At 58.1% G+C, this 24,196-nt stretch carries 19 protein-coding genes; 8 read left to right on the top strand and 11 right to left on the bottom strand.

Translation table 11 applies throughout. The annotated features are described in order from the left end of the window. Positions 1-98: 98 nt before the first annotated feature. The 3 genes from ACVISU_RS19365 to ACVISU_RS19355 all read right to left on the bottom strand — a co-directional run bounded on the left by ACVISU_RS19365 (position 99) and on the right by ACVISU_RS19355 (position 3,717). Positions 99-1,421 (bottom strand): hypothetical protein, encoded by a 1,323-nt coding sequence (locus ACVISU_RS19365; RefSeq protein ID WP_456707984.1) that lies wholly within the window; start codon positions 1,419-1,421, stop codon positions 99-101. Positions 1,422-1,503: 82 nt separating this feature from the next. Further along, the gene (locus ACVISU_RS19360; protein WP_456707983.1) at positions 1,504-2,520 is read right to left on the bottom strand and encodes a hypothetical protein; all 1,017 of its coding nucleotides are present in this window, start codon (positions 2,518-2,520) and stop codon (positions 1,504-1,506) included. A 60-nt stretch (positions 2,521-2,580) separates the two neighbouring features. Further along, on the bottom strand, positions 2,581-3,717 hold the full coding sequence (locus ACVISU_RS19355; RefSeq protein WP_456707982.1) for a hypothetical protein: 1,137 nt from the start codon (positions 3,715-3,717) through the stop codon (positions 2,581-2,583). A 331-nt stretch (positions 3,718-4,048) separates the two neighbouring features. Between ACVISU_RS19355 and ACVISU_RS19350 the strand changes: the two genes are divergently transcribed. From ACVISU_RS19350 to ACVISU_RS19335, 4 genes are all read left to right on the top strand, one after another. Beyond that, positions 4,049-4,975, top strand: coding sequence for a TM0106 family RecB-like putative nuclease (locus ACVISU_RS19350; protein ID WP_456707981.1), 927 nt, complete (start codon positions 4,049-4,051; stop codon positions 4,973-4,975). A 7-nt stretch (positions 4,976-4,982) separates the two neighbouring features. Then, complete coding sequence (locus tag ACVISU_RS19345; protein ID WP_456707980.1) at positions 4,983-7,448, top strand: TM0106 family RecB-like putative nuclease; 2,466 nt, start codon at positions 4,983-4,985, stop codon at positions 7,446-7,448. A 145-nt stretch (positions 7,449-7,593) separates the two neighbouring features. Beyond that, positions 7,594-8,811, top strand: a complete 1,218-nt coding sequence (locus ACVISU_RS19340; RefSeq protein ID WP_456707979.1) for a hypothetical protein — start codon at positions 7,594-7,596, stop codon at positions 8,809-8,811. 427 nt (positions 8,812-9,238) lie between these two features. Beyond that, entirely contained in the window at positions 9,239-10,240 is a 1,002-nt protein-coding gene (locus ACVISU_RS19335; RefSeq protein ID WP_456707978.1) for a hypothetical protein, read from the top strand. 591 nt (positions 10,241-10,831) lie between these two features. Here ACVISU_RS19335 and ACVISU_RS19330 read toward each other — a convergent pair. The 7 genes from ACVISU_RS19330 to ACVISU_RS19300 form a co-directional block, all read right to left on the bottom strand. Further along, the gene (locus ACVISU_RS19330) at positions 10,832-12,265 is read right to left on the bottom strand and encodes a hypothetical protein (protein ID WP_456707977.1); all 1,434 of its coding nucleotides are present in this window, start codon (positions 12,263-12,265) and stop codon (positions 10,832-10,834) included. Further along, entirely contained in the window at positions 12,255-12,605 is a 351-nt protein-coding gene (locus ACVISU_RS19325; RefSeq protein ID WP_456707976.1) for a hypothetical protein, read from the bottom strand. The genes ACVISU_RS19330 and ACVISU_RS19325 overlap by 11 nt, the downstream gene beginning before the upstream one ends. 9 nt (positions 12,606-12,614) lie before the next feature. Then, positions 12,615-12,920, bottom strand: a complete 306-nt coding sequence (locus ACVISU_RS19320) for a hypothetical protein (RefSeq protein WP_456707975.1) — start codon at positions 12,918-12,920, stop codon at positions 12,615-12,617. Positions 12,921-13,691: 771 nt separating this feature from the next. Then, positions 13,692-14,558 (bottom strand): plasmid partitioning protein RepB C-terminal domain-containing protein, encoded by an 867-nt coding sequence (locus tag ACVISU_RS19315; protein ID WP_456707974.1) that lies wholly within the window; start codon positions 14,556-14,558, stop codon positions 13,692-13,694. Positions 14,559-14,591: 33 nt separating this feature from the next. Continuing rightward, complete coding sequence (locus tag ACVISU_RS19310; protein ID WP_456707973.1) at positions 14,592-15,470, bottom strand: ParB/RepB/Spo0J family partition protein; 879 nt, start codon at positions 15,468-15,470, stop codon at positions 14,592-14,594. Next, the gene (locus ACVISU_RS19305) at positions 15,448-17,043 is read right to left on the bottom strand and encodes a recombinase family protein (protein WP_456707972.1); all 1,596 of its coding nucleotides are present in this window, start codon (positions 17,041-17,043) and stop codon (positions 15,448-15,450) included. Before ACVISU_RS19305 ends, ACVISU_RS19310 begins: the two co-directional genes overlap by 23 nt. A gap of 497 nt (positions 17,044-17,540) precedes the next feature. After that, a complete protein-coding gene (locus ACVISU_RS19300) occupies positions 17,541-18,146 on the bottom strand; it encodes a hypothetical protein (RefSeq protein WP_456707971.1) in 606 nt (201 codons plus the stop codon). Between the two features lie 199 nt (positions 18,147-18,345). Here ACVISU_RS19300 and ACVISU_RS19295 point away from each other — a divergent pair, with 199 nt between their 5' ends. The 4 genes from ACVISU_RS19295 (at position 18,346) to ACVISU_RS19280 (ending at position 22,417) form a co-directional block, all read left to right on the top strand. Further along, positions 18,346-19,143, top strand: coding sequence for an enoyl-CoA hydratase/isomerase family protein (locus ACVISU_RS19295; RefSeq protein ID WP_456707970.1), 798 nt, complete (start codon positions 18,346-18,348; stop codon positions 19,141-19,143). Between the two features lie 210 nt (positions 19,144-19,353). After that, complete coding sequence (locus ACVISU_RS19290) at positions 19,354-19,599, top strand: hypothetical protein (protein ID WP_456707969.1); 246 nt, start codon at positions 19,354-19,356, stop codon at positions 19,597-19,599. Positions 19,600-19,887: 288 nt separating this feature from the next. Then, a complete protein-coding gene (locus ACVISU_RS19285) occupies positions 19,888-22,152 on the top strand; it encodes a fused MFS/spermidine synthase (protein WP_050401791.1) in 2,265 nt (754 codons plus the stop codon). 112 nt (positions 22,153-22,264) lie between these two features. Beyond that, complete coding sequence (locus ACVISU_RS19280; protein WP_456707968.1) at positions 22,265-22,417, top strand: hypothetical protein; 153 nt, start codon at positions 22,265-22,267, stop codon at positions 22,415-22,417. Between the two features lie 91 nt (positions 22,418-22,508). Here ACVISU_RS19280 and ACVISU_RS19275 read toward each other — a convergent pair whose 3' ends face one another. Continuing rightward, positions 22,509-24,167, bottom strand: a complete 1,659-nt coding sequence (locus tag ACVISU_RS19275) for an alkaline phosphatase family protein (RefSeq protein ID WP_456707967.1) — start codon at positions 24,165-24,167, stop codon at positions 22,509-22,511. Between the last annotated feature and the right edge of the window lie 29 nt (positions 24,168-24,196).

The raw sequence follows: 24,196 nt of genomic DNA, 5'->3' as shown, positions 1-24,196 counted from the left end.
GCGCCTTCCTTGTGCCGGCGTCCGCTTTAGCTAGCGAGCTACCAGCGGGGCCTACGAACGATCTTGCAGTTCAATGCGAACGCAGTTCGAAATGCGTATCAGCGCACACGCCGTCGACACGTAGCGAGCTCCGCCTCATCGAACAGGCCAGCCCATCGCTCTTCTAAAGCCAACGACTCAACTGTTAAGTCGAGGCGCTCCAGCAGCACCAATCTCTTAAATCCATCCGATATCGGATTGGCGATGAGCCGTTTGACCGCCCCGACGGCGCCATACTCCTGCATCAAATCGAGCATACCTGTCGGTCGATAGCCGAGGCGATCGCACTTCCGGTAGATCTCAAATAGTGCTTCCCGGAGTTCTCGTTCCTTGGCTCGATTCGTCTCAGTAGATGCAGGCGGGACGTGGCGCGGTTGAAATAGATCGCTAAGCTTCTCGGCATTGTTTTCGAGCCAGGCTGTAAGGTCGCGTATAGCGTGAAGCCCCTCCAGTATTTTTTGGCGTTGAGGCTCGAAGGGGGCTGTCGGATCGATGCCCGGCGTCGACTTGCGGACGAATAGAGTCTTGTTTGTGACTTCCAACGAAAATCCAGAGCCCGCCAACAATTCACTCCGAGCGAGTGAGTCTTTCGCACCGGCCAAGTTGTCAAACTGGATGTTTGCATACTTGGTGGCCGTCTTCGAGCCGAACTCGTGCTTGATCCGTGTAGCAGGAAAGTTCGCGGGCAGCCTGGCACCATCAAAGAACTTGGTAATTGCCTTGGGCCCGTCGCTTGATGCCCTAACCGTCAGGGTTGGGACTATCTCTGCCGCCATCTGCGCGTAAAGTTCTGAAAATGCCCGCTTCTCGGGAAGCGTGATTGGCGACCACGTTGCACCAATTCGCTTTCCGCAAAGTGCTTCCAATATGTCAATGCGCGTCTCCAGACGGCTGATGAGTTCGGCGGGCATGGCTTCATTCTCTACGCGAGCTCGAAGAAATTGAACGATTTCCTCGATTGGAAGGCAATCGTCGAAGGCTTCGCGGCCAACCATTGTCGAAAGTTTCGCAGCTGGAGCGACAAGAACTGCGCATGCCGCCTGCGCACCTAACAAGTTTCGACAATGTTCAAGTTCCGCTGCGTACGACTCTGCTTGCCCCTTCTGAAAGTCGGCAGTCACTTTGCTCTCAATCAGAATGCAGGCGAGCAGCCGTTGCTCCTGATCAAACCATCCCATGCGAACGTCGGTCTGCCGATTGTCCTGAAGCCGCTTGGGCGACTTACCAAGTCGGACCAATGCAGCTCGGGGGCTCACGAACCAGTCGCTTAGGCGAGCAATAAACCAAGACCGAAACTTAGGTGAAGAGTGCAGTTCCTCGACCAGGAAGTTATCAAGGTCGCGCTCTCTGACCCGATCTTGAAACAGCAATTCTTCGCTCAAACGTGCTCTCCGACGTCCAGTTTGCGAAATAGCCGCCAAGAAGGCTTTCGCGGCGGAACCAGCGAATGTCGAGATAATGAGATTATGCCCAGGTCTTTCCGGCCAACTCAGCGGCGATCTCAGGCAGTGACATCCTCTTGCGGCCCGAAAAATATCCCTGCAGGTTTAGATAGCGATGTCCCATAATCCCTCCGCGGTCTGACTTTCTAAAGTCCGTCGGTATTAAGTCGTCGCACAGAAAGAATTTGTGGCCAGTCGTGATATCCCACCCCGTGGTTTTCCTGGCGTCGCCAATCGCTCCTGCTATGCGCGTCGTTTCGGAAGTGCTAAGCGAGAGCTGACCTCCGCCCACCTTGAGCAACTGCTCCCCGTGTAGTTCGCAATGCACGATCTTCGATATCTCGCCTATATATTGCACTGCTTTCTCGCGGTAGATCCCTAGATATTTTACTTTGCGTCTGCTCCAGTCGGAAGGGCAGAAGTATAATTTGTGCTTCACGTTAATCTCGAACGACTGTCCACAGGGCGGGACAAAGATTGTCACGTCGTCCGTGCCAAGCAAGTCGTGCTCGCTGCAAAAGCTTTCAAAGTCCTGAATTAGCTCATGCAGTTCATCATCATGAGGTCGCAGACAGTCTCGAAAACTCTCAATGATCTGCTGGAATGTTATAGAGCTCACGATGACACGTTTTTTCTTGGCCGCATCGTGGAGCTCCCTCCAGGCGTCTTCTGCAAGGTCGACCTTGTCTGGCCGGAGAAGAAGCAGGTATCCCGACCCACCGTCGTCGAAACGCTCGAGATGATTCAATAATTGCTGTTTATCGAACTCGGTTCGAGGGGCCTTGGCTTCGATGCCGATTCGAACGGCGCTCTGGTAAAGGAATCCGTCTAGCACGCTCCTTCCCGAGGATTCCTGTTGGTTCATCTGGAGCCCTAGCGCTGCAATGGGAACGTCGGCGGTCTCATCTAGTAGCTTCGTCAAAAATTCCTGAAATCGCCGCCGACTTGTCTCGTACAGCCGATACATGAGCAGAAGCGTGTTGTTTGTTGAAAAATTTTCGCGCTGAGAATAACGGGCAAAGTAAAATACGTTGGTCACTCAGATGCTCCTCGGCGCTTAGTCTGATTTGATTTGGCAAAGTTGCTGCGGGAGAGGGGATCAGGCGTGATCGATCTTCTCTTCCATCCACTTCAACGCGCTCATGATTTTCGCCTCGCCCTCCGGGTCAGCTGTTATGGTACGCAGCGGAATGGAAGGATATCTGCTCAGATCAGCCTCTCTCAGATTGGCTCCGCGAACCGTATTGAAATGCTCCATCAGCGCACGACGAGCCTCAATCGGTCCGAAGACGGGCTTGCCCTCCAAGGCGCCGAACTGGAGCCACAGCTTGCCGTCGGACGAAAGATAAGCGGGATTGATCGGAATGCCGTTTGGCTTGAAGACCGGATAGACGGACCCGTTCTCTTTACCTGTCCCAAAGGCGAGTGGACGACTCCCACCCTTTCCCATCCAATTGTGGATTGCTCGCGCGATTGCTAGCTCCTTTTCACCTACGTTCTGCGAGAGTTTCTCGAACAGTGTGGTTTCGTCCCACCGTTGCACTGGACCGGCCCGCTTTCGAGCGGTCGCTTGTGTCTGGCCATACACGGTTGGTACAATCGTCTTGAGATCTTTGCTGGCAAACTGACGGAGTTCGATGGCCAGTACCTCTGCAGGGTCCATCTGCTCATTTAAAAACTCGACGATGCGCCGCAGTTCGATCGGAATTACGTCTGCGACAAAGAGCAACCTGATCTTCTTGGCCTGAAGGTTGGTTCTCACGCGCTCCCAGAAGTCGCTGACGCCATCATCCGCTCCTAAGAGCTCGCGGAGTGCCGCATCAGACTCGCGCCCCAACTCTCGGCAAGTTTTCTCGAGGCCCGACTGTAGAGTTTCGAGCGACCAATAGGTGATGCAGTTTGCTGCGTAGTCTAGCATTTGGCCGACAACTTCACGTCGAAGCCGGCTGTCGGTCTGTCGCTTTATCTCGACTAGCGTTGGAATGCCGTCCTGGTCCAGAAACACATGATCGATCGACCAGAGCGACGCTCCAACTTCCCCCGTTGAAATTGATTGCTCGCGCTTGACCAGAATCCAGCGTCTGGGGTTCTGAGGATCAACCTGATCTCCGACCAACAATTCTGGAAAACGGGATAACAGCCGCTGAAAGTCATCTTCGCTGGCGAATTGACCGGGCTCCATCGGGACCAGCGAGTGCTCGCCTTGCAATAAGAAGACCCCTGAACTTTGCGTCATATGCTTCCCCGGTTAAAAATGGAGAGAGGGCCAGAACTCAAGCGGTTAGGCAAGCTCAACCTTAAGACGAGGCGGTTTCCGCTTATAACCCTTAACCCGGCACCGCTGGTGCTGCCGAATGATTGCCAGAGCGCATCTCATGTCATTGGCATCGGCGCGGCCCTCCTCGCCGGACGCCCTCAGGTATGCCGCGCCTTTGAGGAGGCGGAGCCTGGCCGGATCAATTCGCGCCTTGCGTGTCTCAGCCCTCCCTTTCGCGCCGGCCTAAAGGCCGGTATCGTAGTTACGAAAGCCGCGTCCCTAGGGCTCCGGCAGCAGTCTAGGGGGAAGGATGCAAAAGAACGGCGGGGCGATCGTCTTCAGCGCTGGCGACCTGATTGGGCACCTGAATTGTCGTTACCTCACGTACCTCGACCTCAAGGTCGCGCAGGGCGAACTGGCCAAGCCAAAGCTCCGCGATGATCCGACCCTTGATGCGCTGGTGGAGCGCGGCAAGACCCATGAGCAGGGCTTTGTCGACCATCTCGCCGAGCAGGGCGGGGCCGTCACCGTCATTGCCGGCGTTGGCATCGATGAGGCCTCGGTTACCCAAACGCGGCAGGCGATGACGCGCGGTGACGCGGTGATCGTTCAGGCGGCATTACGGGATGGGCATTGGAGCGGTCGAGCCGACGTGCTGCGACGGGTCGAGACACCAAGCGGTTTGGGCGCCTGGACATACGAGGTCACCGACACCAAGTTGGCCCGCGAGACCAAGGGCAACACGGTCCTCCAGCTCAGCCTCTACTCGGACCTCTTGGCGACGTTGCAGCAGAAGGTCCCGGAGACGGCCCATGTCGTGACGCCCGGGACGGAGTACCTGCCGGAGGCCTACCGCGTGGCCGATTTTGCGGCGTTCTACCGACGCGTCAGACGAAGCCTGGAGACCTTTGCGGCGGCGCCCCGGCCTGATGGTCTCTATCCCGACCCGGTCGAGCACTGCGAGGTCTGCCGATGGCGCGAGCCCTGTGCTTCGAGGCGGCGCGCCGACGATCACCTGTCCTTTGTCGCAGGGATAGCTAAAACCCAGATTGAGGAGCTGGTCGGGCGAGGTGTGGGCACCATGGCAGAGCTCGCCACGCTACCCATCCCGCTGCAATGGCGGCCTGATCGGGGCACTGCGCCGAGCTACGAGAAGATGCGCGAGCAGGCGAGACTTCAGGTCGAGGGACGCAGGGCGGGACAGCTGCTTCACGAGACGCTGCCGTTGGTCCGCTGAATTTGGCTTGTTCCGGCTGCCTGAGCCTTCGCCCGGCGATATCTTTTTCGATTTCGAGGGCGATCCGTTCGTCGACGGCGGGGGGCTCGAGTTCCTGTTCGGCTATCTTTATGCCAATAAAGACAGCACGGACGCCTATGTTGGCGATTGGGTGACGACAAGGCAGCATGAACGGGCAGCGTTTGAACGCTTCATCGACTTCGTCACAGAGCGGCTGACCAAGTATCCCGGTTTGCACATCTATCACTTCGCGCCCTATGAGCCGGCCGCGCTAAAGCGGCTGATGGGGCGGTACGCCACGCGAGAGGACGAGGTCGACAACTTGCTCCGGGCGGGCGTGTTCGTGGACTTGTACGCCATTGTCCGGCAAAGCATCCGCGCCAGCGTCGAAAGTTACTCGATCAAGAAGCTGGAGCCGCTGTACCGGTTTGACCGTAGCGTCCCGCTGATCGATGTCGGCGGCGCCATGGCGCGGGTGCAGGCCTGCCTTGAATTGGCCGACGCCGATGGAATTGACCCAGGCGATCAGGCCGCCATCATCGGCTACAACCGCGACGACTGCGCCTCGACGCGCGCCTTGCGGGACTGGCTCGAGGGGGTACGGGTCGGGCTAATCGCACAGGGGAAGACGATCGATCGGCCGCAGCCGAAGGCCGCCGAGATCAGCGAGGATCTAAGTGCCTGGAAGCGCCGGGTCGCCGGACTTGTGGCGCGGTTGACCGCCGACGTCCCGGACGACGTGGCCGAACGCAGCGATGAGCAGCAGGCGCGCTGGTTGCTGGCCCACCTGATCGACTTCTTCGGCCGCGAGAACAAGGCAGTCTGGTGGGAGTATTTCCGGCTGAGCGACCTCTCGGCCGAGGATCTCTTGCACGAGCGCGCCGGGGTGGGAGAGCTGACTTTTCTTGGCGCTGTTGGCGGGACGGTGAAGACGCCGATTCATCGCTACAGGTTTGCGGTCCAGGAGACCGATGTCCGCCCCGATGACGATTTGAAAAGCGTTGGTGGGGACAAGTTTGGCAGCGTCGTTGCGATTTCCGATGACGAGAGAACAATTGACATTAAGAAACGACAGGACACGGCAAGCTTTCATCCCGAAGCCGTGTTCGCGCACAAGTTCGTCGGCAATCAGGTTCTTGCAGAATCGGTCTTCCGAATCGGCGAGCATGTGGCGGATAAAGGGATCCTCGGGCCGGGCACCTATCGTGCTGCTCGCGATTTGCTGCTCAAAGTCGCTCCGCGTCTTCGCGGGCAGGTATTGGAGCAGGCTGGCGAGCCGCCGTTGACAGCCGCACTGCGCGCTGCGCTCTCGCTGGACCAGAGCGTCTTCCCGGTCCAGGGCCCACCAGGGGCTGGCAAGACCTATGCTGGTGCACGCATGATCTGCGCGCTTGTGCGCGACAAGCGGAAGGTCGGTGTTACTGCCAACAGCCATAAGGTCATTGGCCACTTGCTTGACAAATCGCGAGAGGCGGCCACTGAGCAAGGTCTTGCAATTCAGTGCATTCAAAAGGTCAAAGATGAGCCGGTCTCCCTGCCGGGGCTCCAGCAAACGACCGAGAATCCAGATTTTATCGACGGGCTCAGCAACGGTTGCCAGGTCGGCGGTGCCACCAGCTGGTTTTGGGCGCGTCCGGACGCGTCGGGCATTGTGGATGTTCTGTTCGTCGACGAAGCGGCGCAAATGTCACTGGCAAATGTGCTGGCCGTCTCGCAGGCGGCCGAGAGCATCATCCTCCTGGGCGACCCAAGGCAGCTTGAGCAGCCGATACAGGGGAGCCATCCGGACGGCGTCGCGACATCGGCGCTTGACCATGTCCTGGGCGGGCACGCAACGATCGAGGCCAGCCACGGACTTTTCCTTGGGGAAACCTGGCGCTTGCACCCCGACATCTGCGCTTTCACGTCGGAGCTCTTCTACGAAGGCCGGCTTCGCTCGCACGCGGGATTGGAGCGGCAGGAGATCAGATCATCGAGTCCTGTAAATGGGGTCGGCCTTCGTTACCTTGCCGTCCAACATGTAGGGAACCAGAACTCGTCTCCCGAGGAGGCCGATGAGATCAAGAGGCTCGTCGATGAAATTCTCAGCAGCAACGCGAGCTGGGTCGACGGTACGGGGAAGGAAGCCGCCCTCAGGCTGGAGGACATCCTGATCATCGCTCCCTACAACGCGCAAGTCTTCGAACTTCAGGAGCGATTGCCCGGCGCGCGCATTGGCACGGTTGACAAATTTCAAGGACAGGAGGCGCCGATCGTAATTTACTCGATGACCACCTCGACTCATTCGGACGCGCCGCGGGGAATAGAATTTCTATATAGTGCGAACCGCCTGAACGTGGCGACTTCGCGTGCGAAGTGTATCTGCGTAATAGTCGCCTCTCCGCGCCTGTTTGAAGTCGAATGCCGAACACCGCGCCAAATGCAGTTGGCTAACGCTTTTTGCAGATATCTGGAGTTGGCGTCGGTGCTCTGATCCACGACAATTCGCGGTTGACGGCGGATGTGCTGACCCCAGGCTGGTCGTGCGCCCCCTCTCCCCGCCTGCCTGTCATTTCCCCGATTTCACCTACGCCCCACCTACAAGAAGCTCGAAAAAACCGAAGCGATGAGATCGAACCATGAATGTGCGATTTATTGCTCTTGACCCGCGAAACCGAGCGCAACCAGATTTAGATAATCTGCTGTCCCATGGAACGGATCAATTGGCTATCGCGTGTGCTTTTCTGACACCGGGCGGAGTGGAGACGCTGAAGCGGCATGCCGCGCGGCTGAAACAACCCAATTCCTTCGTGGTTGTAGCATGGGACACTCCCACCAGTCTCGACGCCTTAAACGAGCTGCACACATTCATCCCCGGCAAGCTATATGTTCATTTGGGATCGCTGACGCCGGTCGAGCGTGGCGTAGGACCGGGACTCATGCATTCCAAAGTATTTTTCGCCAGAGCCGGAGAGCAGTGCCGGCTCTGGACGGGTAGCCATAACTTGACCGCCTCCGCCATGCAGGGCGTTAACTGTGAAGCGGCGGTTCTGATCGAGGGCAATAGAGGTGAGGCCGTGTTCACCGACGCGCTAACGCATCTAAACCAGTGCCGCGCGGAGGCAATGCTTTTCGATCCGCTTAATCCGCCACCACCCTTGACCCCCGAGCAGACGTTGGTGATCCACGCGGAATGCCACACGGTCTTGAAACCTCATCCGTGGTTCGTGCATCTACTGCCGGACAACACAGACTACGACAAAGCGATGCGACCGCCGGCTGCGGTATGGCTTTATCTGTATGATCGCGGGACGCTTCAACCTGGAACTCGCCGTCCATCTGCCGTTGCAGCCTATTCTGGCACTCTTACCGCTTTGAATTTCACCGAACGCCATCCTCGGTATCGCGGCATTTCTGCAGACTGGAGTGCTGCTGATTACGTCGTTGAATTTAAGGGTGGGATTCCATGTTTGACGGAGCCTGCTCCACATAGGATCACTCCCTCGCAAGGTATTTTGCGGATGGAGACAAAAGAAACTACGGACACTGTGTGGCTGACGGAGAGTCCGAAGCCGGCTCTGGAGAGAGTTGTGGGTGAACAGCATCTTTCTCAAATTGACCCGGAGTTTCGGCAATTCTTCACGACGAAGTCGTTGAGAGAAAACCAATTGCTGCATCAACAGTATCGAAGTGTAAGGACGGTCATCCGCATTCCGAGAAAGGAAATGGGATTCGTCGAGCCAGCTCAAATATTGACTCGTCTCGAGGCGCCGGGGAACGTCGAGATTGTCATCGACGAAGGATTGGAAGCGGAGGACAGATTCGCCTTCATTTATCGCGCGAAGTACCGCACATGATCCCAGCCCGAGCCCTCGGCTGCCAGACTGCTTCTCACTGGGGGTGGAAGGCTAGACAGCTTACGTGGGCTCGCGATCGTGGGGTGAGAAGCCGTTGTCAGGACTTGCTCATTCGGCCAAAGGCCGAGTTCTTCCATAACATGGGATATGCGAAAGCTGCCGGCGCGCGATCTGTGGGACAGCTTATCTCTTGGCTTGGCTCCTTCGGAGGAGGCCGCGCTTCCGTAATCGTACGGGTGCGGTTGGCTCCGCGGGCCACCTTATGGGTTGAGATCGGGCAGGTTAGCTTTCCTAAGATCACGTTCTTGGAAATCCGAATCTATCATCGATATCGATCGCCAACCGATCCAATAGTTGACAGGAAGACATTAGACGTCTTAGGGTTGTCATATTAATTTCGCGATTGTCGTTGCTTTATGGGGGCGCCATGCAACGGTTCGCCTGGCTTTTCTTTGCGCTTACGCTTGGCGGTTGCTCGATCTATCCATTGCCTGAAGACTACATGACTGCGGATAGCGGCCAACCATACACCAGTGACCGGATCGCCGCGACGATCCGCTGTCAAACGCGCGACGCCATCAGGGCAGTGATCCGTCGCAATATCGCAGCGGTTCCGCAAAGTCGCATCGTTTATCAGCGCATGGCGCGCGACGAGATGTTGGCTTGGCTTGACGGCGATCCCGCGAACTATCGAGCTCTCAAATGGGAATTGTTCTCGCCTGAGCTGAGTAAGCCATTTTTGTATTACAAGGACACCAACGTCAGCTATGACTTCACCATCGACTCAACTGAGATGAATACGTTGGGCGTGAATGTCACGCTGTTGAAGGCCCTCAATGCGGGAACTGACACACTTGGCCTGCTGGCCAAGAATGATCGGACCCGAGAGGCGAACCGCCATTTTCGAGTATTCGATACGTTCGACAGTCTCGCTCGGTTGATGAAGGAGGAGGCCTGCAACAATCAGCCGCAAGTGCCGAACTATCTGTTTCCAATAGCTGGATTGCTGAGAATCAATACGTTGATCGATTCATTTTTGGTCGCCAATCAATGGGAGAATCTGGCCGGGGATAAAACGGATTACACGACGGGCCAGATGACGGACACTCTTACGTTTACGACAAAGTCGACCGGCAATTTTGACCCATCAACTACTGCAACTTCGGTTGCGGGCAAATTCGTGCCCTCTAGCGCAAGCCTAAATGTCGATAACTATCGACAAGATTTGCATACGATCATCATCCTGATCAGCCTGCCGCCAACCAAAAACGGCATACCGCAGTTTGATGAATACGGCCGGATACTGCCCCCCGGGAAAGCGGGAGCGCGTGCGGCGGCGTCGGAGGGCCTGGATCGCCAGCAACAGATCAATACCCAGAACGCTCTTACAAGACTGGGGACGGGCGTCGGTCGTATAACGGTGCCCTGAGGCCGTGCGCAAATACGAAGGTTCGAAGTTATACTAACGGAGATTAGAGATGGCCGAGCAACAGAGTAGTGGAAGCAGGCCCTTAACTGTTCGGGGCGTGTATAAGTTCTTCAAGGCACTCGAATCCGCAACGAGGCCGGACGGCAAGAACGCACTGGAATTCTTTCTCGCTGAGTGCGATCAAGCGGAGCTTACGTTAGGCGTGAGTGATACGTTATGGTCGGTTGGGCATGCGAACTATGACGCATTGATTCGCATAAACGCCGCTGGCCCAGATTGTCCAGCGTGTTCTGGTCCACCTAAACTGTAAGACAAGCGTTCAAGCAGGAAGGTCGGACAGCGTGCTCGCACCCGTCGGCTTCCAGCTGTTTCGGATGCCGAGAGAGGTTTGCGAATCGCTGCTTCTGAGTTCAATGCGGTGCTGCGGCCCGTGGGTTCGTCCACTCACTCGAAGACTAGTCTTTTCCGCCCGAGTGCGATAGCAGCAATTCGGCTTGGGTCAAACGCCTCCCGTGCGTCCAACCTCTATCGGCATTGGATTTTTACCTCCATGGCCGGACCGCCGCTGGATCGATATCCTGGAAAGGTTACTCATACGGCAGTACGTTGCGCGCGCGCGACAGCGCCATCCAACAACTCGATCAGTCTTACCGAGCCGCTTTGTCTTGCTCCTTCAAACACCCAATTCACGAGGTCAAGCTTCATCCGCGCAAGAGCATCATCGGGTTGTTCAACCAACTGTTCTGCCGCACGCAATTGGGCAACGGCGAGGGAGTCGCAAAGGCTCTGAGGTGCGCCCTGCAATATCCATCTCGGTATCTGATCTTTGAATCTATCTGGTTCGTTTTGTCGTGCGCACCAGTCCAAGAAGAGCTCCAGCGCATTCGATCGGCTCAGTGCTATTCGGAATTCTGAAATATCCTGCTGGGCCCACGTCACAGAATTTGCCAGCGAAGACAAACAAAAAAGCGCACGCGAACGCGTAGGCTCGTCAAGCAGATCAGTGTGATTGACAAACGTATTAAGCCTTAACATTCTTTCTGTGGCTGGGGGATGTGTCGAATAGGCCGCCGCGACTTTTGCGTGCTCAATCCTGTCGGCTAAAGCAAGAAAGAACCAGGCTCCCAATAAGCTCGCAATTTTGCTGTCACTTTCCGAGGCAGCGCGCAATCCGGTTGCCAATGCCCAACCGTCGGCTTCAAATTCCCGGTTGATCACGAAACTGGGTTCGGAAGGCGGATCGAAGTGATTCAGCGCAATGTGTCCGCACTCATGAAGGAGAATGAAATCGAGCGCCGCTAGCCGGAGATAGCTGCCAGCCTCCAAGGGATGGCCCGCCCTTCCGAACTGAGTAAGTGGGGCAACCGCTCCTCTCACGAGATCTGGAGGATCGATGGCGCCCAGATCCACAAACCGTCGCAGAAGAACTTCGAATTCTTCAGCTACCCGTTGCTGATGCGGTTCCGACCTTTTTCTAGTTCGGATAGATCGTCGCAAGCGCGTGAAGTAGGACTCCTTTCCAAAATATCGCTTTACGCTACCCTGAATGACAATGTCTCGCACGACCACTGCGGCAGTCATCATTTGGAGTTCTGCCGCGAAGCTCAGCAGCATGAAAAGGCCAGCCGGCAAGATCACAGCGTGACCTATACCCTCTCGCAAGGGCAAGCGCAGCACCTCACCATTGAAATCGGAGTCGTAGACTGCGCCGACCGCGAACCTATCGGAAAGCGCAAATTTCTCTCTGAGTTCGCTTGGAAGCTCCGATACAAGTCGCCTGAAATGGGGCGCTGCCCAATCTAGCTGCAGCAGTCTGGGGATCAGTTCTCTAAGAGGGCCAGCAAAGCGTTCCCCTGAAACGCGCTCTAGTATCTTGAGCTGAGCTCGTAAGATGCTAGGCAGCTTTTCAAGATTTGATCCGCCGGCGTTCTTTGGGACGAGCTCAAGGAACCAATCCAGAATGCCCAGATGCTCGCGGCGCTGACGAATAAAATCCTCCGCGTTGCGGTAAATGCTAGGCGACATTATTCTTCAAGAACAGCTCTAGCACGGCCAGTACGCCTACGCCCGCAGCGCCGACAGCGAAGCAGACTACGTTGATCTGCCCAGGGATCCTGATGTGCGAAGATGCCAAATTGTATTCCGCGTCGTCTATCATCGTGATGGCGGCCATGTATACGAGCACTCCGGCGCAAAGGCTCGCGGCCAACAATGCGAGAACGATAATTGCCGCAACGATCTCGACTGTGCTGTGCAACTTTCCCAGAAACGTTGCGCCAGTCATGAATGCGATTAGTCCGCTATCAAGGGCTATGACAAATTTCGTAAACTCAACTGCACCTTGGATGCCCTCTTTTGTAGACATTATTCTTGCTCAACAGAACCACAGGTAATGACATTTTGATCGAGCTAAGGCCTGCCGGATAGCGTCGGCATCAATAGTCTGCCGCGGCCTTGTCGCTCCAACCAGTTCCTCGGCGATGGCTTGAATGGCAGCTTCAAGCTTGTCGGTATCAACGTCTTTCAATTCTCCCAATTGTGATGATCCGGGGGATACGAGCGCGTCGATCGCATCCGAGGAGATCGGAAGCGCCCGCAAAGACATCCTCGAAACGCTCTGCTCCAGTATCTCTCGAACCTTAGCTCGCAATGCATGAGGATCGCGCAAATCAACGATCATTGCTGTCTCAATCAGGTAAAAAGGTCGACGAACGACCAAGCTCTACCACAGGTAGCTGCTTGGTTTCAACAGCCGTGGATGTTCGGATTGAGAGACCCCTGGTTCAACGATTTCGGAGCAACAACCTGCTCGCCGGATCTTCTTGCATAGGGCGAGACGAAAGCCTTCGGTGCCGTCTTCCATTGTGCCCACGTGGTCAACGGGATCTTCCGAAAGTTTGACTATACTACGCTCACCGCTCTGCTTCGGCTTGGCCTTCCCGTATCAGGCAGATCCACCAAATGTTCTGACTGCTGAACCGATCAAGCTACGCTATTGCCGGAGCAATCCTCCATCTTAATTTTGAGTATCTACTTCATACGTATCCTCGCGTCGGCTCATCTGCGTTCAATAGAAATAGTCATTTTACGGTGGCGGGATCGGCGTACGTTCCGCCAGGCGGCGGCGCGGATCGGAATACTTTTGGAGAGCTCGCAAAGCCCTGACGAAGCCGATCGGAACACGGCCGACTTGAGGTGTTCCTGGCGTTTGTCAGGTAACGGCCGGTCCGCGGACGACTTTGGCATTCACAAGAGCAACCAAAATGTCAGGGAATTCGAGAGATGAAACTCCTGAGGCAGGTACGTCAGATTAGCCGACTATTTGAGAAACGCTTCCGTCGAGATTGTTTACTCTTTCTTGCCGGATCCCGGCCGCACCTCTGTGTTCCATAAGTTTCAATACGCGAATGAAGCCAACTTGATTCAAGGGCTGTCGAACGGTGGCGGGCCGTTAGGCCGCGGTCGACTCGGATTCCGTGATCCGTTGGAATTCAAACAGCAGCTCCTGGAAGTGCTTTGCCAGATAGCCAACGACCTTGCCGTTGCGCAGCAGTTTTGAGAGGTAGCCGACCGCCAACACCAGATCGAGATGATCGGTGCCATAGGTCTGTTCGGCGACCTTGAACTCACGGGCGAGCGAAGCTGATTCTCGTTCCATCAATGCAACTTGCTCGTCCGACAGCCCCTTGGGCTGGCGCGGCGTGTAGCCGGCCGCTAACTGACCGCGTGGCGTCGCCACCACCAGCGAACGCACATAGCTGTTCGAGAAATTGTTCATCGCGATCATCAGCTCCGCAGCCTCGATCTGCCTGATCGGCGCCAGTTTGCGCAGTTCTGAAAAGGTATTGAGGGTCAGATGTTTCTCCTTGAGCAGCTCAACTGCCTCGGCGCAGATACCATCTAAGAGTTTGCGCCGGCGACGGATGCTCGCGACGTCGACATTGAGTGCTTTTGCGATCCGCGCCTCCGAGACGCCTTTCTCGATCGCTTTGAGGATCATCCGATGTTCCTGAATGATCGCAATGCGGTTGACCCGCTTGTTGTAGGTGAAGGCCTCGTCTTCGGTCGACACCAGACATTCGATCTCCACCAGGCCGGAATCCTTCAAGACTTCCAGCCGAAGATGACCATCGAGCAGCAGAAATCTGCCACTTGCGTCTCGGCTCCGCGCCACGACCGGCGGCTCGACCAGTCCGATTTCTGCGATCGAGGCCGCGATTTGGCGATATTTTGCCGAGCGTTTGACCTCCTCCGAAACCAGCTTGAGGGGCTGGATATCGGTCAGCCGGACGGTGAGCGTGCGCTCCTCAAATCCCATCCGGACTGCAATATGAGGCCGGCGCACCATGGCTCAGCCCTGGCCGTGCAGCCGAACCGCAAGATTCTTCGGCAAGGTATCGAGCTTTTCACCTTCCAGGATGGATAGAAAGTCCGGCTCGGTCAGGAGCTTCCGCAAAGCCTCCAGAATGAAGACCAGCCGTGCCTTCGTGCTGTTGGATTTTCGAACCAAGACGCGCTTGCGGTCGACATCCTGCCGATAGGCACGGAGCAGGGCGTTCGAGCTGATCGGGGCATCGTCGGTCCGGCGTGGGCCGGTCTTATATCCCTTGCCGCGGCGCCGTCGCTGCTCGATCAATTTCTTGGCCGCGAGCAAGCGCTGGCCGCGCAATAGCTTTTCCTCATATGCGTGCTGCAAGACGTTTTGCACGTCATTGTCTTCGGCCTGGGAGATCAAGACGGCGATGCTGACCGGCAGTTGCCCGGCCTCGACCGCGCGCAACAACCGCTGTTCGCCACTCTCCAGCAAATTGCTCACGCCCCTCACATATTCGACGGTAAGCCCCGTCTTGCGGGCAATGTCGTCGAACTCATATCCCCTCTGCCGCAGACCGTCGATATCGTGGAGCAGGTCAATTGATCGATGCTGGCGTCTGGCGCAGTTCTCGACCAAGCTCATAATCGCGCTATCCTCATTGGTCGCGTCGACGACGATGGCAGGTATGTCGCGCTGCCCGAGGGCCTGGTAGGCTTCCAGCCGCCCCTGACCGCAGACGAGGTCGTAGCGCTGCTCGCCATCACCCGCCTTCCGCTTCACCGTAATCGGTCGCTTCAGCCCGAGTTCTGCAACGCTGGTGACAATCTCTTTGAAGACACGTCGGTTACGAGCCCGTGGGTTCACCACATCGATTGCGCCGATCGAAATCACCTCAATGGATTGAACCGAGCCCATAGCTGACCTCCATTAGTTGCGAACGAGCAGCAAGCTCAAACAGCATATCCAGGGTGTCGAAGCGGTACGCATCCAGCGCCAAGCCATTGTCTTCGGCGAGCGAAGTACGTGAATGCTCAATCTCGAACCGCGGCAAGAGATAGTAGTCGAGGATGGCGCTGTTCATCTGGTTCATGCGAATTGCGACAGTGATATCGGGCCGGAGGCCCGCATCGAAGCGGATTTTCCACCGATGTGAGCCGGCCATCGTCTCCTGCGCACGAACCAAACATAGCGAGGCCGTAAATTCGTCATTGACCGAAAGCAAGTCGGTCTCGACGTTCTGATCGACCGTGCCGCCAATCTCCTCGATGCCGCGAATCGCTGTCTCAATCAGGTCGGGATACATCCGCCGCAGTGCCCGGTTGATCTCAATATAGCGGTAGTCTCGCTCCGGGCTGAAACCGATCAATTCATATGCCCGGATAAGGCTTCCGAAACGGGAACGGTAGGCGCTGCTTGACGGCCCAAACTCTAACTCATCAATGATGATGCCGGACAAATAGCCGTGCTTCTCGAGTAGGCCCCGCAGCAGGTCCAGCAACTCTTCATCGGAGTAGGTCTTGGCGCGATCGTTGATGATCGTTTGTGCTGCCTGAAAGGTCTCGTCATCGACAATCGAGTCGAACGATTTGTCGTGTCGAACCCAGTGCTCGGGTGGGTTATGGACCCGGTGACCCTTCAGCTTGCAGGAGCAGTGGTTCCAGACATTGTTGCCGACATATTTTTCGTTGATCAGGATCTGGTGCACTGTGGCCCTACTCCAAGGGCGACCGAGATCAGTCAGGATTCTTCTGTCGTTGAGGACGCTCGCGATCTCGCGCTCGGCTTTGGCGTGATGCACGAAACTATCGTAGATAAAGCGGATGGTCTCGATTTCTTCATCCGGGCCCGGAATTAGGATGATGCGATCGGTCTGGATGCTCTTGTGTTCACCGCGAACTAGTTCTCCTTTGGGTACACCATTCTGATCGATCAATTGTCGCCGCAGCCCGAAGCCGGCCGGCCCGCCTTGACGATAGCCAAGTTCGATCAATCGGCGCTGCCCAGCAAAAACCTTAACGGATAGTTCGCGGCTGTATTCGCCGGCCATCGCCCGCTTGACACCCTTCACAATGGTCGAAACAGGGCTGCCATCATTCTCGAACTGTTCGGCGCAATAGCGTACCGAGATGCCGGCTCTTTTGCAGATGTATTCGTAATAGGCGCTTTCATCGGCATCCTGGAAGCGGCCCCAACGACTGACGTCATAAACCAGAATTGTCGAGAAGACTGCCGCGCCGTTTTGGACATCCTCGATGAGCTGCTTTAGCGCATCTCGATCATCTAGATTTAGGCCACTCTTGCCGCTGTCTTCGTAAGTCTTCTGTATCTGAAAGCCGTGCCGAGCGGCATATTCGCGAATAGCCTGTGATTGATTGGCGGTTGAGTACTGTTGATGGTCGGTCGACATTCGCACGTATTCGGCCGCAAGCGGCACTGCTTCCACGCGTGTTGCGGAAGTGGGTAAGTTTGATGATTCGAAGGCCGTCATGACTGCCCCACTAACGTCAAGAAGGGGTGATGATCTGTCTGGGAAGGCGAGACTATAGGCGTCTCCGGTGGAAAAATGCTTCCTAAAGCGGGCAGATCTCTTCCAGTGGATTTTGAGGCGCTAGCTGCTGATTACGCGCTGCTGATTGCAGAAGTGCTCCGCTCTGAGCTGGGTGATACACATCAAGCGCTCAAGCTGCTCATCCGTTGGACTGGTGCTAGCGAGAGGACTGCTAAAAACTGGCTAGCTGGAGTTAATGGTCCCAGTGGTGAGCATCTGCTAAGGCTCATGAGACACTCCGATGGAGTGTTCGAATGTATCCTGAAAGCGTCAGGGCGCCGGCCAATTGTATCCGACCGAAGGCTCGCGCGAGTCCGAGATAGTCTTAGCGAAACCGCGGCACTTTTGTCCGACTTGATCGAGCCAGCTGACACTAAACACTAGATGTCCCGATCACGATCTAATCGCAGCTACGAAAGGCGCGAATCTAGGTCTGATCAAGTTTCGATAATCTCGTCATTGTCTGAAACGAATAAAGCCGTGACCTTCAGACGATCTTTGACCATCTCAGGTAATTCAGACCACAGGCGCCGAAATTTTGGGACATCCGGAAAGGCGATAGAGTGCTTAGCGCGGTCGTCCGTCATACGCTGCATGAGTTCGCCGATCACTCCGACAAAATAATTGTTCTGCATTGGTGGGAGTGACCCGGTTCCTTTGCACTCAATAATCCACTTTTCGTTTCCCCGCGACGCTACGATATCAATGCCTCGCGCGCGTCCCCACGCGACTTGCACGGACCAACCGTCAGCTTCCAGCTTCGACTTGATTGCTGCTTTGACTTGATCTTCGCTCAGCGCACCTAGTGATTGCTTCGGAGCCAAGATCGTTAGATTGGGCACGGCCGTCATCCGCCCGGTCGCAAAGTTCACTAGTTTGCCCCTCGGTCCGCGCTCTCGTCGAATGGCATTGTTTTCGCACAAGCGTCGACAGATGATGTTTACCGTTTGTCGAGGTGTTATCTTGAGCGCAGCAGCGATTTCATCGTCATCCTTGCCAGGGAATCGCGACACAAATTCAAGCACGCGCTCAGAATTGTTCATTTCGAAGCTCGCAAATTCCATGAGATAAGGAGCCGTGGGCATACCTCTGCAGGGCGTCGGAAAGATTAGGGATGAAGCGCGCAGACGCAAGGTAATTGTGGGACGCCAGGTATTGATCAGCCTTCTAGGTGGGGCCAATCTGACTCAACCTGCCGGTCGCGTGTGAAGAGCCGGCGTCCGGCAACAGTGAGGATGTCCGATGCCCCTTATCTCAACCGAAGATCGCGGCGCGGTTCGCGTCATCACTTATGCTAACGCGCCATTCGGAACCATGACGGCCGCGGGCGCGGCCGAGATGTTTGATGCCGTCTTGGCTGCGGGCGAGGCGCTGTCGGTACGGGTGATTATTATCACAGGCGGTTTGCCCGGCATATTTATCCGTCACTACGAGGTTCAGGAACTCTCGGACGCTGCAGACGCGCTTGAGCGCGGGTTGCCGCGCGCGCCATCGCCATCCGGTGGTGTCCGACCGCCAGGCTTCCACGCACTCACGGACTTGATTGCGGCGGTCGAGAAGCCGGTTGTCGCGGCGATCAATGGTTTGTGTATGGGGGGAGGCTTTGAGCTTTCGCTGGCATGCGATCTGCGGATCGCGGGGAATGCCGTAACTGCTATCGGCCTCCCCGAGACGCGTATTGGTATCTTTCCTGGCGGCGGCGGCACGCAGCGCTTGCCTAGGGTCGTCGGGGAGGCCAGGGCACTCGAGATGATCCTACTGGGTTTGACCGTGACGGGAGCGCGGGCCCACGAAATCGGGCTGGTCCATGAGGTCGTCGCAGACCCCCTCGGGCGGGCTCTGGCGATCGCCGCCGAACTATCGAGCCGAGGGGCTGAGGGGCTGGCAGCCGCCAAGCGACTCACCCGCGCGGCCCTCGACCGTCCCCTGGCTGAAGGCTTGGCAGATGAGCGCAAGAGCTTTGGCGCTGTGATGAGGACGGCGTCGGCCCGTCAAGGCTTGCAGGCGGGCCGTCCCCCGGCCGAAATCCAGAGGCTTTAGGGTCAGGCAGTTGTCCCAAGGCGGGCGGGATTCGGGCCGATTTGCATGGCCTACGTAGTACGGAGAGCCCTGGAGATTCGGCTCTTCTCCCCTGGCGAGGGGACCTCAACCGCAGCAGATGAGCAATTCTTTTTCTAGATTCTCTCCCTCCGCCATTCGCACGATTTCGTACTTCTACGGTACTGGTGCGAACTCGCTGGCGGATGAGCTTTGATTGTCCTCGACCTGGCAGCGCCGGACGTCGTGGCTGCTGTGAGGCCGGCTCTACGGAAAGAGACCGCGCGCAGTCTTGGCAGCGCGCACCGCTGGACTCCGGTCAAGAACCTGACGTTCGCTGCGGACCTCGGTTACGTGATGCTCGACCAGAAGTACGCGAGCGGAAGCACGGTGACCCTGCCGGCGCAATCCGGCATCGCAAAGCCGGCCGGCGTCTACGAGCTCAAGGACCAAGAATAGCCTGGTCTTGATGCTGGGTGCCCGGCGCAATTGGTAAGGCCCTTGATACTTGGTGATGGCAACACCGGCGACAGCTCCTCGCCAACGGCTTGTCGGTGCACCAGGAATCTTGATCGCCGGGTCATAAATGTTGGGCGCTTTAAGGTGCCCAACACCGGCGATTGCTTTGCCATTCCACGCGATTTTGGGCGCTTGCTGGGCCGCCGATCCACGCTTCCTGAAGTCCGATTAACGCTTGCTTAGGCGCAGCTAATCTATCTTGCAAGCAGGGATTGCAGGGGCCGACGGATGTCACTTTTTGAGAACGCGCCGGAACCGACGCTTCCAGAGGTATCTTGTTCTGCCGATGATACGCGCCTGCTGCCGGTCCTCAGCGTGGCGACGCTGTTTGTATCCGCGCTGCTGCTGTTCCTGATCCAGCCGATGTTCGCCAAGATGGTGCTGCCGAAGCTCGGTGGCGCGTCTTCGGTCTGGTCGGTGGCGATGGTGTTCTTCCAGGCCGTCCTGCTTGTCGGGTATGCCTATGCACATCTGCTCGGCCGGTTGTTCGGGCCGCAGCGCGCGGGGCTCGTTCATCTGCTCCTGCTTGCCGTCACGGCCATGACCTTGCCGATCGCGATCGCACCGGATTGGGGTGCGCCGCCGGCCGATGGAACCGCGCTCTGGCTGTTCGGGCTGTTCGCGGCGTCAATTGGCCTGCCGTTCTTCGCGTTGTCGGCCAGCGCACCGCTGCTGCAGAGCTGGTTCGCCCGCAGCGGCCATCGCGAGGCCGGCAATCCCTATGTGCTCTATGCCGCGTCGAATCTCGGCTCGTTCACGGCCCTGTTTGCCTATCCCGTCGTTGTCGAGCCACTCCTTGCGCTGAATATGCAGGCGAGCATCTGGTCGTTCGGCTTTGCGGGCCTCGCGCTGCTCGTCATGGCGGTTGCCTTCGTGCTCGGACGTGGCAATGGCGCCGCAACGGCGACGGCGGCGCCAGAGACATCGGTCATCAGCGTGGCTGACAGGCTGCAGTGGATCGCGCTTGCGGCGATTCCATCGGGGCTCGTCGTTGCGGTGACCGCGCATCTGACGACCGACGTCGCGGCAGCGCCCTTTCTGTGGGTCATTCCGCTGGCGCTCTATTTGTTCACCTTCGTCGTCGTGTTCCGTGACCGGCCGTGGATCAGCCACGCGACCGTGGTGCGTCTCGTTCCGTTCGCCGCGGCCCCCCTTGCGATCAGCCTGGTCGGCGCCAAGGTGTTCTGGCTCACGACCATCGTGCTCCATCTCGTCGTGTTCACGCTGTTGACGTTGCTCTGCCATGGCGAGCTCTATGCCCGGCGTCCGCACCCGCAACGGCTGACCGAATTCTTCCTGTGCACCTCGTTCGGCGGGGTGCTGGGCGGCGCCTTCGCGGGACTGCTGGCGCCGCAGATCTTTTCCGGCAACTACGAATATCCGATCCTGATCGCGCTCGCATTGCTGGCGCTGCCCGGCATGTTCGCAGGCGGCGCGCGCCAGACGCTGATCAAGGCGTCGCCATGGCTGGCGGCGGCGATGGCGCTTGCCATGGTCTGGTACGTGACCCAGTTGCAGCTCCCGGCCTCCTTCGAACTGCCGTTCAGGACCCTATTGGTCCTGCTGGCGGCCTGCATGATCTTTTTGCGCCAGCGGCCGGTACCATTCGCCGGACTAGCGATCACCGGCCTGATGCTGACGACGTTCTGGCGCCCGGGCATGGCCCCGATCGAGACCGCACGCAGCTTCTTCGGGGTCCATACGGTGGTCGACCTCGCGGACGGCCGCGCACGGCTGCTGTACCACGGCAACACGGTGCATGGCGCAGAGCGGTTGCGGAACGACGACGGTACGCCAGTCGAGGGAGCGCCCCAGCCTCAGAGCTACTACTATCCGGGCAGCCCGCTGGCCGAAGGGGTTGCGGCGGCACGCGGCGCCCAGACTGGCTTCGGACGGGTTGCGGTCGTCGGTCTCGGCACCGGCACACTCGCCTGCCTGCGTCGCGGCGCGGAGAACTGGACGTTCTTCGAGATCGATCCCGAGGTGATCCGGATCGCGAGCAATCCGACCTTCTTCACGTTCCTGTCGCGCTGCGCGCCGGAGGCCAGGCTGGCGCTCGGCGATGCTCGTCTCACACTGCAGGCCTCACCCGATCGCTACAATCTGATCGTCCTGGACGCCTTCTCGTCCGATAGCATTCCTGTTCACCTGCTGACGCGTGAGGCGATAGCCGGCTATGTGTCGAAGCTGACGCCGCACGGGGTCATTCTCGTGCACATCTCCAACCGCCATCTCGATCTGGCGCCGATCATGGCGAATGTCGCGCGCTCGCAGGGATTGATCGCGCTCTTCAAGGAGGGGCATCCCGCCGGAGACGTCATGACCACGCTGAGGAGCGCGTCCCGGGTGGTGATGCTTGCGCGCACGCCCGAGGATGCAGGCGAGGCGGTACGGCATTGGTCCGCCATGCCGCCGGACCCGGCCAGCGCGCTCTGGACGGACGACTACTCGAATCTCCTTGGCCCCATGCTGCGGGCGAAGTTCGGCTCCTGAGCGCGCGCTGAAGTTGCGCCGCTGTTCTTCGCGTTCCTGTTCGTTGTCATCGAGTCGGGCTGTTGATGTGGACACAGGTGGGAATGCAGCACGCGGTCGCGGTCACGGGGCGGTGCGCCAGCGTCAATACCGCGCATTGCCCGACCTGCAGCCCGTGGCCGCGGCGTGCGGCAGCCAGGTCAATGCGAGCTATCAATTCCAGCTTCCGCAGATCCTCAATCCGGCGCCGTTCAAGCTGACGGCCGAGGCCTGCTTCCAGGCGTAGAAACTCGCCTCTCGAGGCGCCGCAAAGATATCGGCGCCCCGTGCCCGGGGCGCCGATCAGTAGGCCGTTCGGTGCGTTGTCCCGCTGCGCTTTATTTCAGCTTCAGGGGCTCGACGCCTTCGTCACGAACCGCCTGCAGGCTGCGCGGATTGAGGTCGAGCGCATGGAGGATGGTCGGCGCGATCTGGGTGGTGAAGGTCGTCTCCTCGACGACCTGCGCATGCTTGATGCGCGGCGAAGAGACCAGCAGCAGCACGTTGCGATCGTCGTTGGAGAAGCCGCCATGCTCGGCGAGCTTGCTGCCGCCGGTGCAGATCACGCCATGATCGGTGATGGCGATGAAGTCAGGCACCCGGCTGTTGTGGAACGGATCCTCGTACAGCCTGGTCAGTTCGTCGCGGTCGAGCAGCTTCTGGATATGCAGGTCGGCGGCGTGGGCGAGAATGTAGGCCTTGGCGTCTGCATAATAGGGATGACCGGTCGCCGGATTGGTCGCCTGCTGCAGCTCCGGCGACAACCAGACCAGCGCTTCGTCGTCGCAAATCTCGAAGCCGTTGGTGCCGAAGCCGGGCGCCTTGCTGTACAGCGCGTCGGAGATCGCCACGCGGTCCTTGACGTCGATCGGCGACTGGCCGTGCTTGGCGCTGACGATGATCAGCGTCGAATCGTAGAGGTTCTGCGCCTTGAGCTCGTTGACGAACTTGCCGAGCGCATCGTCGACGAACTGGAACTGCAGCGTGAGCGCGTTGCCGGGTGTCGCCTTGCCGTCGGCATAACCGCCGACCAGCGACTTGTCGGTGTCGGCATGGCCGGCCTTGGCAAGCTTCTGGCCGACGCTGACCGCCTGGAAGTTCATGCCGAAGATCGCGGGCACCGCCTGACGCTGGGTTCGCGAGCCGTCATAACCGTCGATCCAGTTCAGCACCGCCTTCACTTTCAGCGAGTCGTAGGAGCGGACGCCGGTATAGCTCGTGGTATAGTCGTCGCCGGGCTGGGCGCCGGGGTCGATCGTGTCCTGCGAATTGATCTCCGGCGTGAACAGCTCGTCGAGGCCCTTGCCCGACGGGCCTGCGAGGTCCTCATAGGCCGGATGCTTGTCGGACCAGGCCGTGCGCATCCCGGCTTCCTTGATGACTTCGAAGACCGTGTTGGTGCGCACGTATTCGTGGGGATAGACCGGCACGCACTGGCCGTTCACCAGCTTGCGCTGCATGTGATCCGGGTCGAGCTGGGTGTAGACTTGGCCAAGCGTGCCGCCGGCGGTGTAATCGGCGACCAGCCCGCTGGAGTAGTTGTAGGTCTTGTCGAGCGCTTCGAAATTGGTGAGCTCGGTCCCCGCCGGGCCCACGCAACCGGGGTCGCTAAGACCCTGGCTGGTATAGAACGCCTTGGCCGGATATTCGGTGCGGTCATAGCTGTCGTCGTAGAACAGGCCGCCACCCTTCGGCGTGGCGCCCGTGACTTGCGCGAGCATGCCGGGAAAGCTGTCGGATGGCGCGGTGGCGTAGGCGTTCGGATAGACGACGCCCTTTCCGGTGAGCTGGGCGAAGTTGCCGCCGGGGCGGCTTTCCACCCAACGCTTCAAATCGACGGCGTGCATGCCGTCGACGCTGATCAGCAGCACATGCTTGTAGCCACGGTGCTGCGGGTGATCATTGTCGTCATCCGCATGCGCAACTGCGACGTTGCAAGCCAGCACGGCCGACGCGATCGCGGCGGTCGATAAGAAATAGTCACGAAAACCACTCATGAGTTCGCCCCTCCAATTCTGGCCAGCTT

This window comes from Bradyrhizobium sp. USDA 4452 (genome assembly GCF_054063575.1).
Note: the sequence above shows the minus strand (reverse complement) of the source record. Positions and strands in the feature narration are given on the sequence as shown.

What these genes read in the sequence shown, in the direction of transcription:
- ACVISU_RS19295 (WP_456707970.1), top strand. Translation starts at nt 18,346, where the DNA reads ATGCCCCTTATCTCAACCGAAGATCGCGGCGCGGTTCGCGTCATCACT.
- ACVISU_RS19285 (WP_050401791.1), top strand. Translation starts at nt 19,888, where the DNA reads ATGTCACTTTTTGAGAACGCGCCGGAACCGACGCTTCCAGAGGTATCT.
- ACVISU_RS19350 (WP_456707981.1), top strand. Translation starts at nt 4,049, where the DNA reads ATGCAAAAGAACGGCGGGGCGATCGTCTTCAGCGCTGGCGACCTGATT.
- ACVISU_RS19330 (WP_456707977.1), bottom strand. Translation starts at nt 12,265, where the DNA reads ATGTCGCCTAGCATTTACCGCAACGCGGAGGATTTTATTCGTCAGCGC.
- ACVISU_RS19275 (WP_456707967.1), bottom strand. Translation starts at nt 24,167, where the DNA reads ATGAGTGGTTTTCGTGACTATTTCTTATCGACCGCCGCGATCGCGTCG.
- ACVISU_RS19315 (WP_456707974.1), bottom strand. Translation starts at nt 14,558, where the DNA reads ATGGGATTTGAGGAGCGCACGCTCACCGTCCGGCTGACCGATATCCAG.
- ACVISU_RS19355 (WP_456707982.1), bottom strand. Translation starts at nt 3,717, where the DNA reads ATGACGCAAAGTTCAGGGGTCTTCTTATTGCAAGGCGAGCACTCGCTG.
- ACVISU_RS19325 (WP_456707976.1), bottom strand. Translation starts at nt 12,605, where the DNA reads ATGTCTACAAAAGAGGGCATCCAAGGTGCAGTTGAGTTTACGAAATTT.
- ACVISU_RS19305 (WP_456707972.1), bottom strand. Translation starts at nt 17,043, where the DNA reads ATGACGGCCTTCGAATCATCAAACTTACCCACTTCCGCAACACGCGTG.
- ACVISU_RS19320 (WP_456707975.1), bottom strand. Translation starts at nt 12,920, where the DNA reads ATGATCGTTGATTTGCGCGATCCTCATGCATTGCGAGCTAAGGTTCGA.
- ACVISU_RS19340 (WP_456707979.1), top strand. Translation starts at nt 7,594, where the DNA reads ATGAATGTGCGATTTATTGCTCTTGACCCGCGAAACCGAGCGCAACCA.
- ACVISU_RS19310 (WP_456707973.1), bottom strand. Translation starts at nt 15,470, where the DNA reads ATGGGCTCGGTTCAATCCATTGAGGTGATTTCGATCGGCGCAATCGAT.
- ACVISU_RS19300 (WP_456707971.1), bottom strand. Translation starts at nt 18,146, where the DNA reads ATGAACAATTCTGAGCGCGTGCTTGAATTTGTGTCGCGATTCCCTGGC.
- ACVISU_RS19335 (WP_456707978.1), top strand. Translation starts at nt 9,239, where the DNA reads ATGCAACGGTTCGCCTGGCTTTTCTTTGCGCTTACGCTTGGCGGTTGC.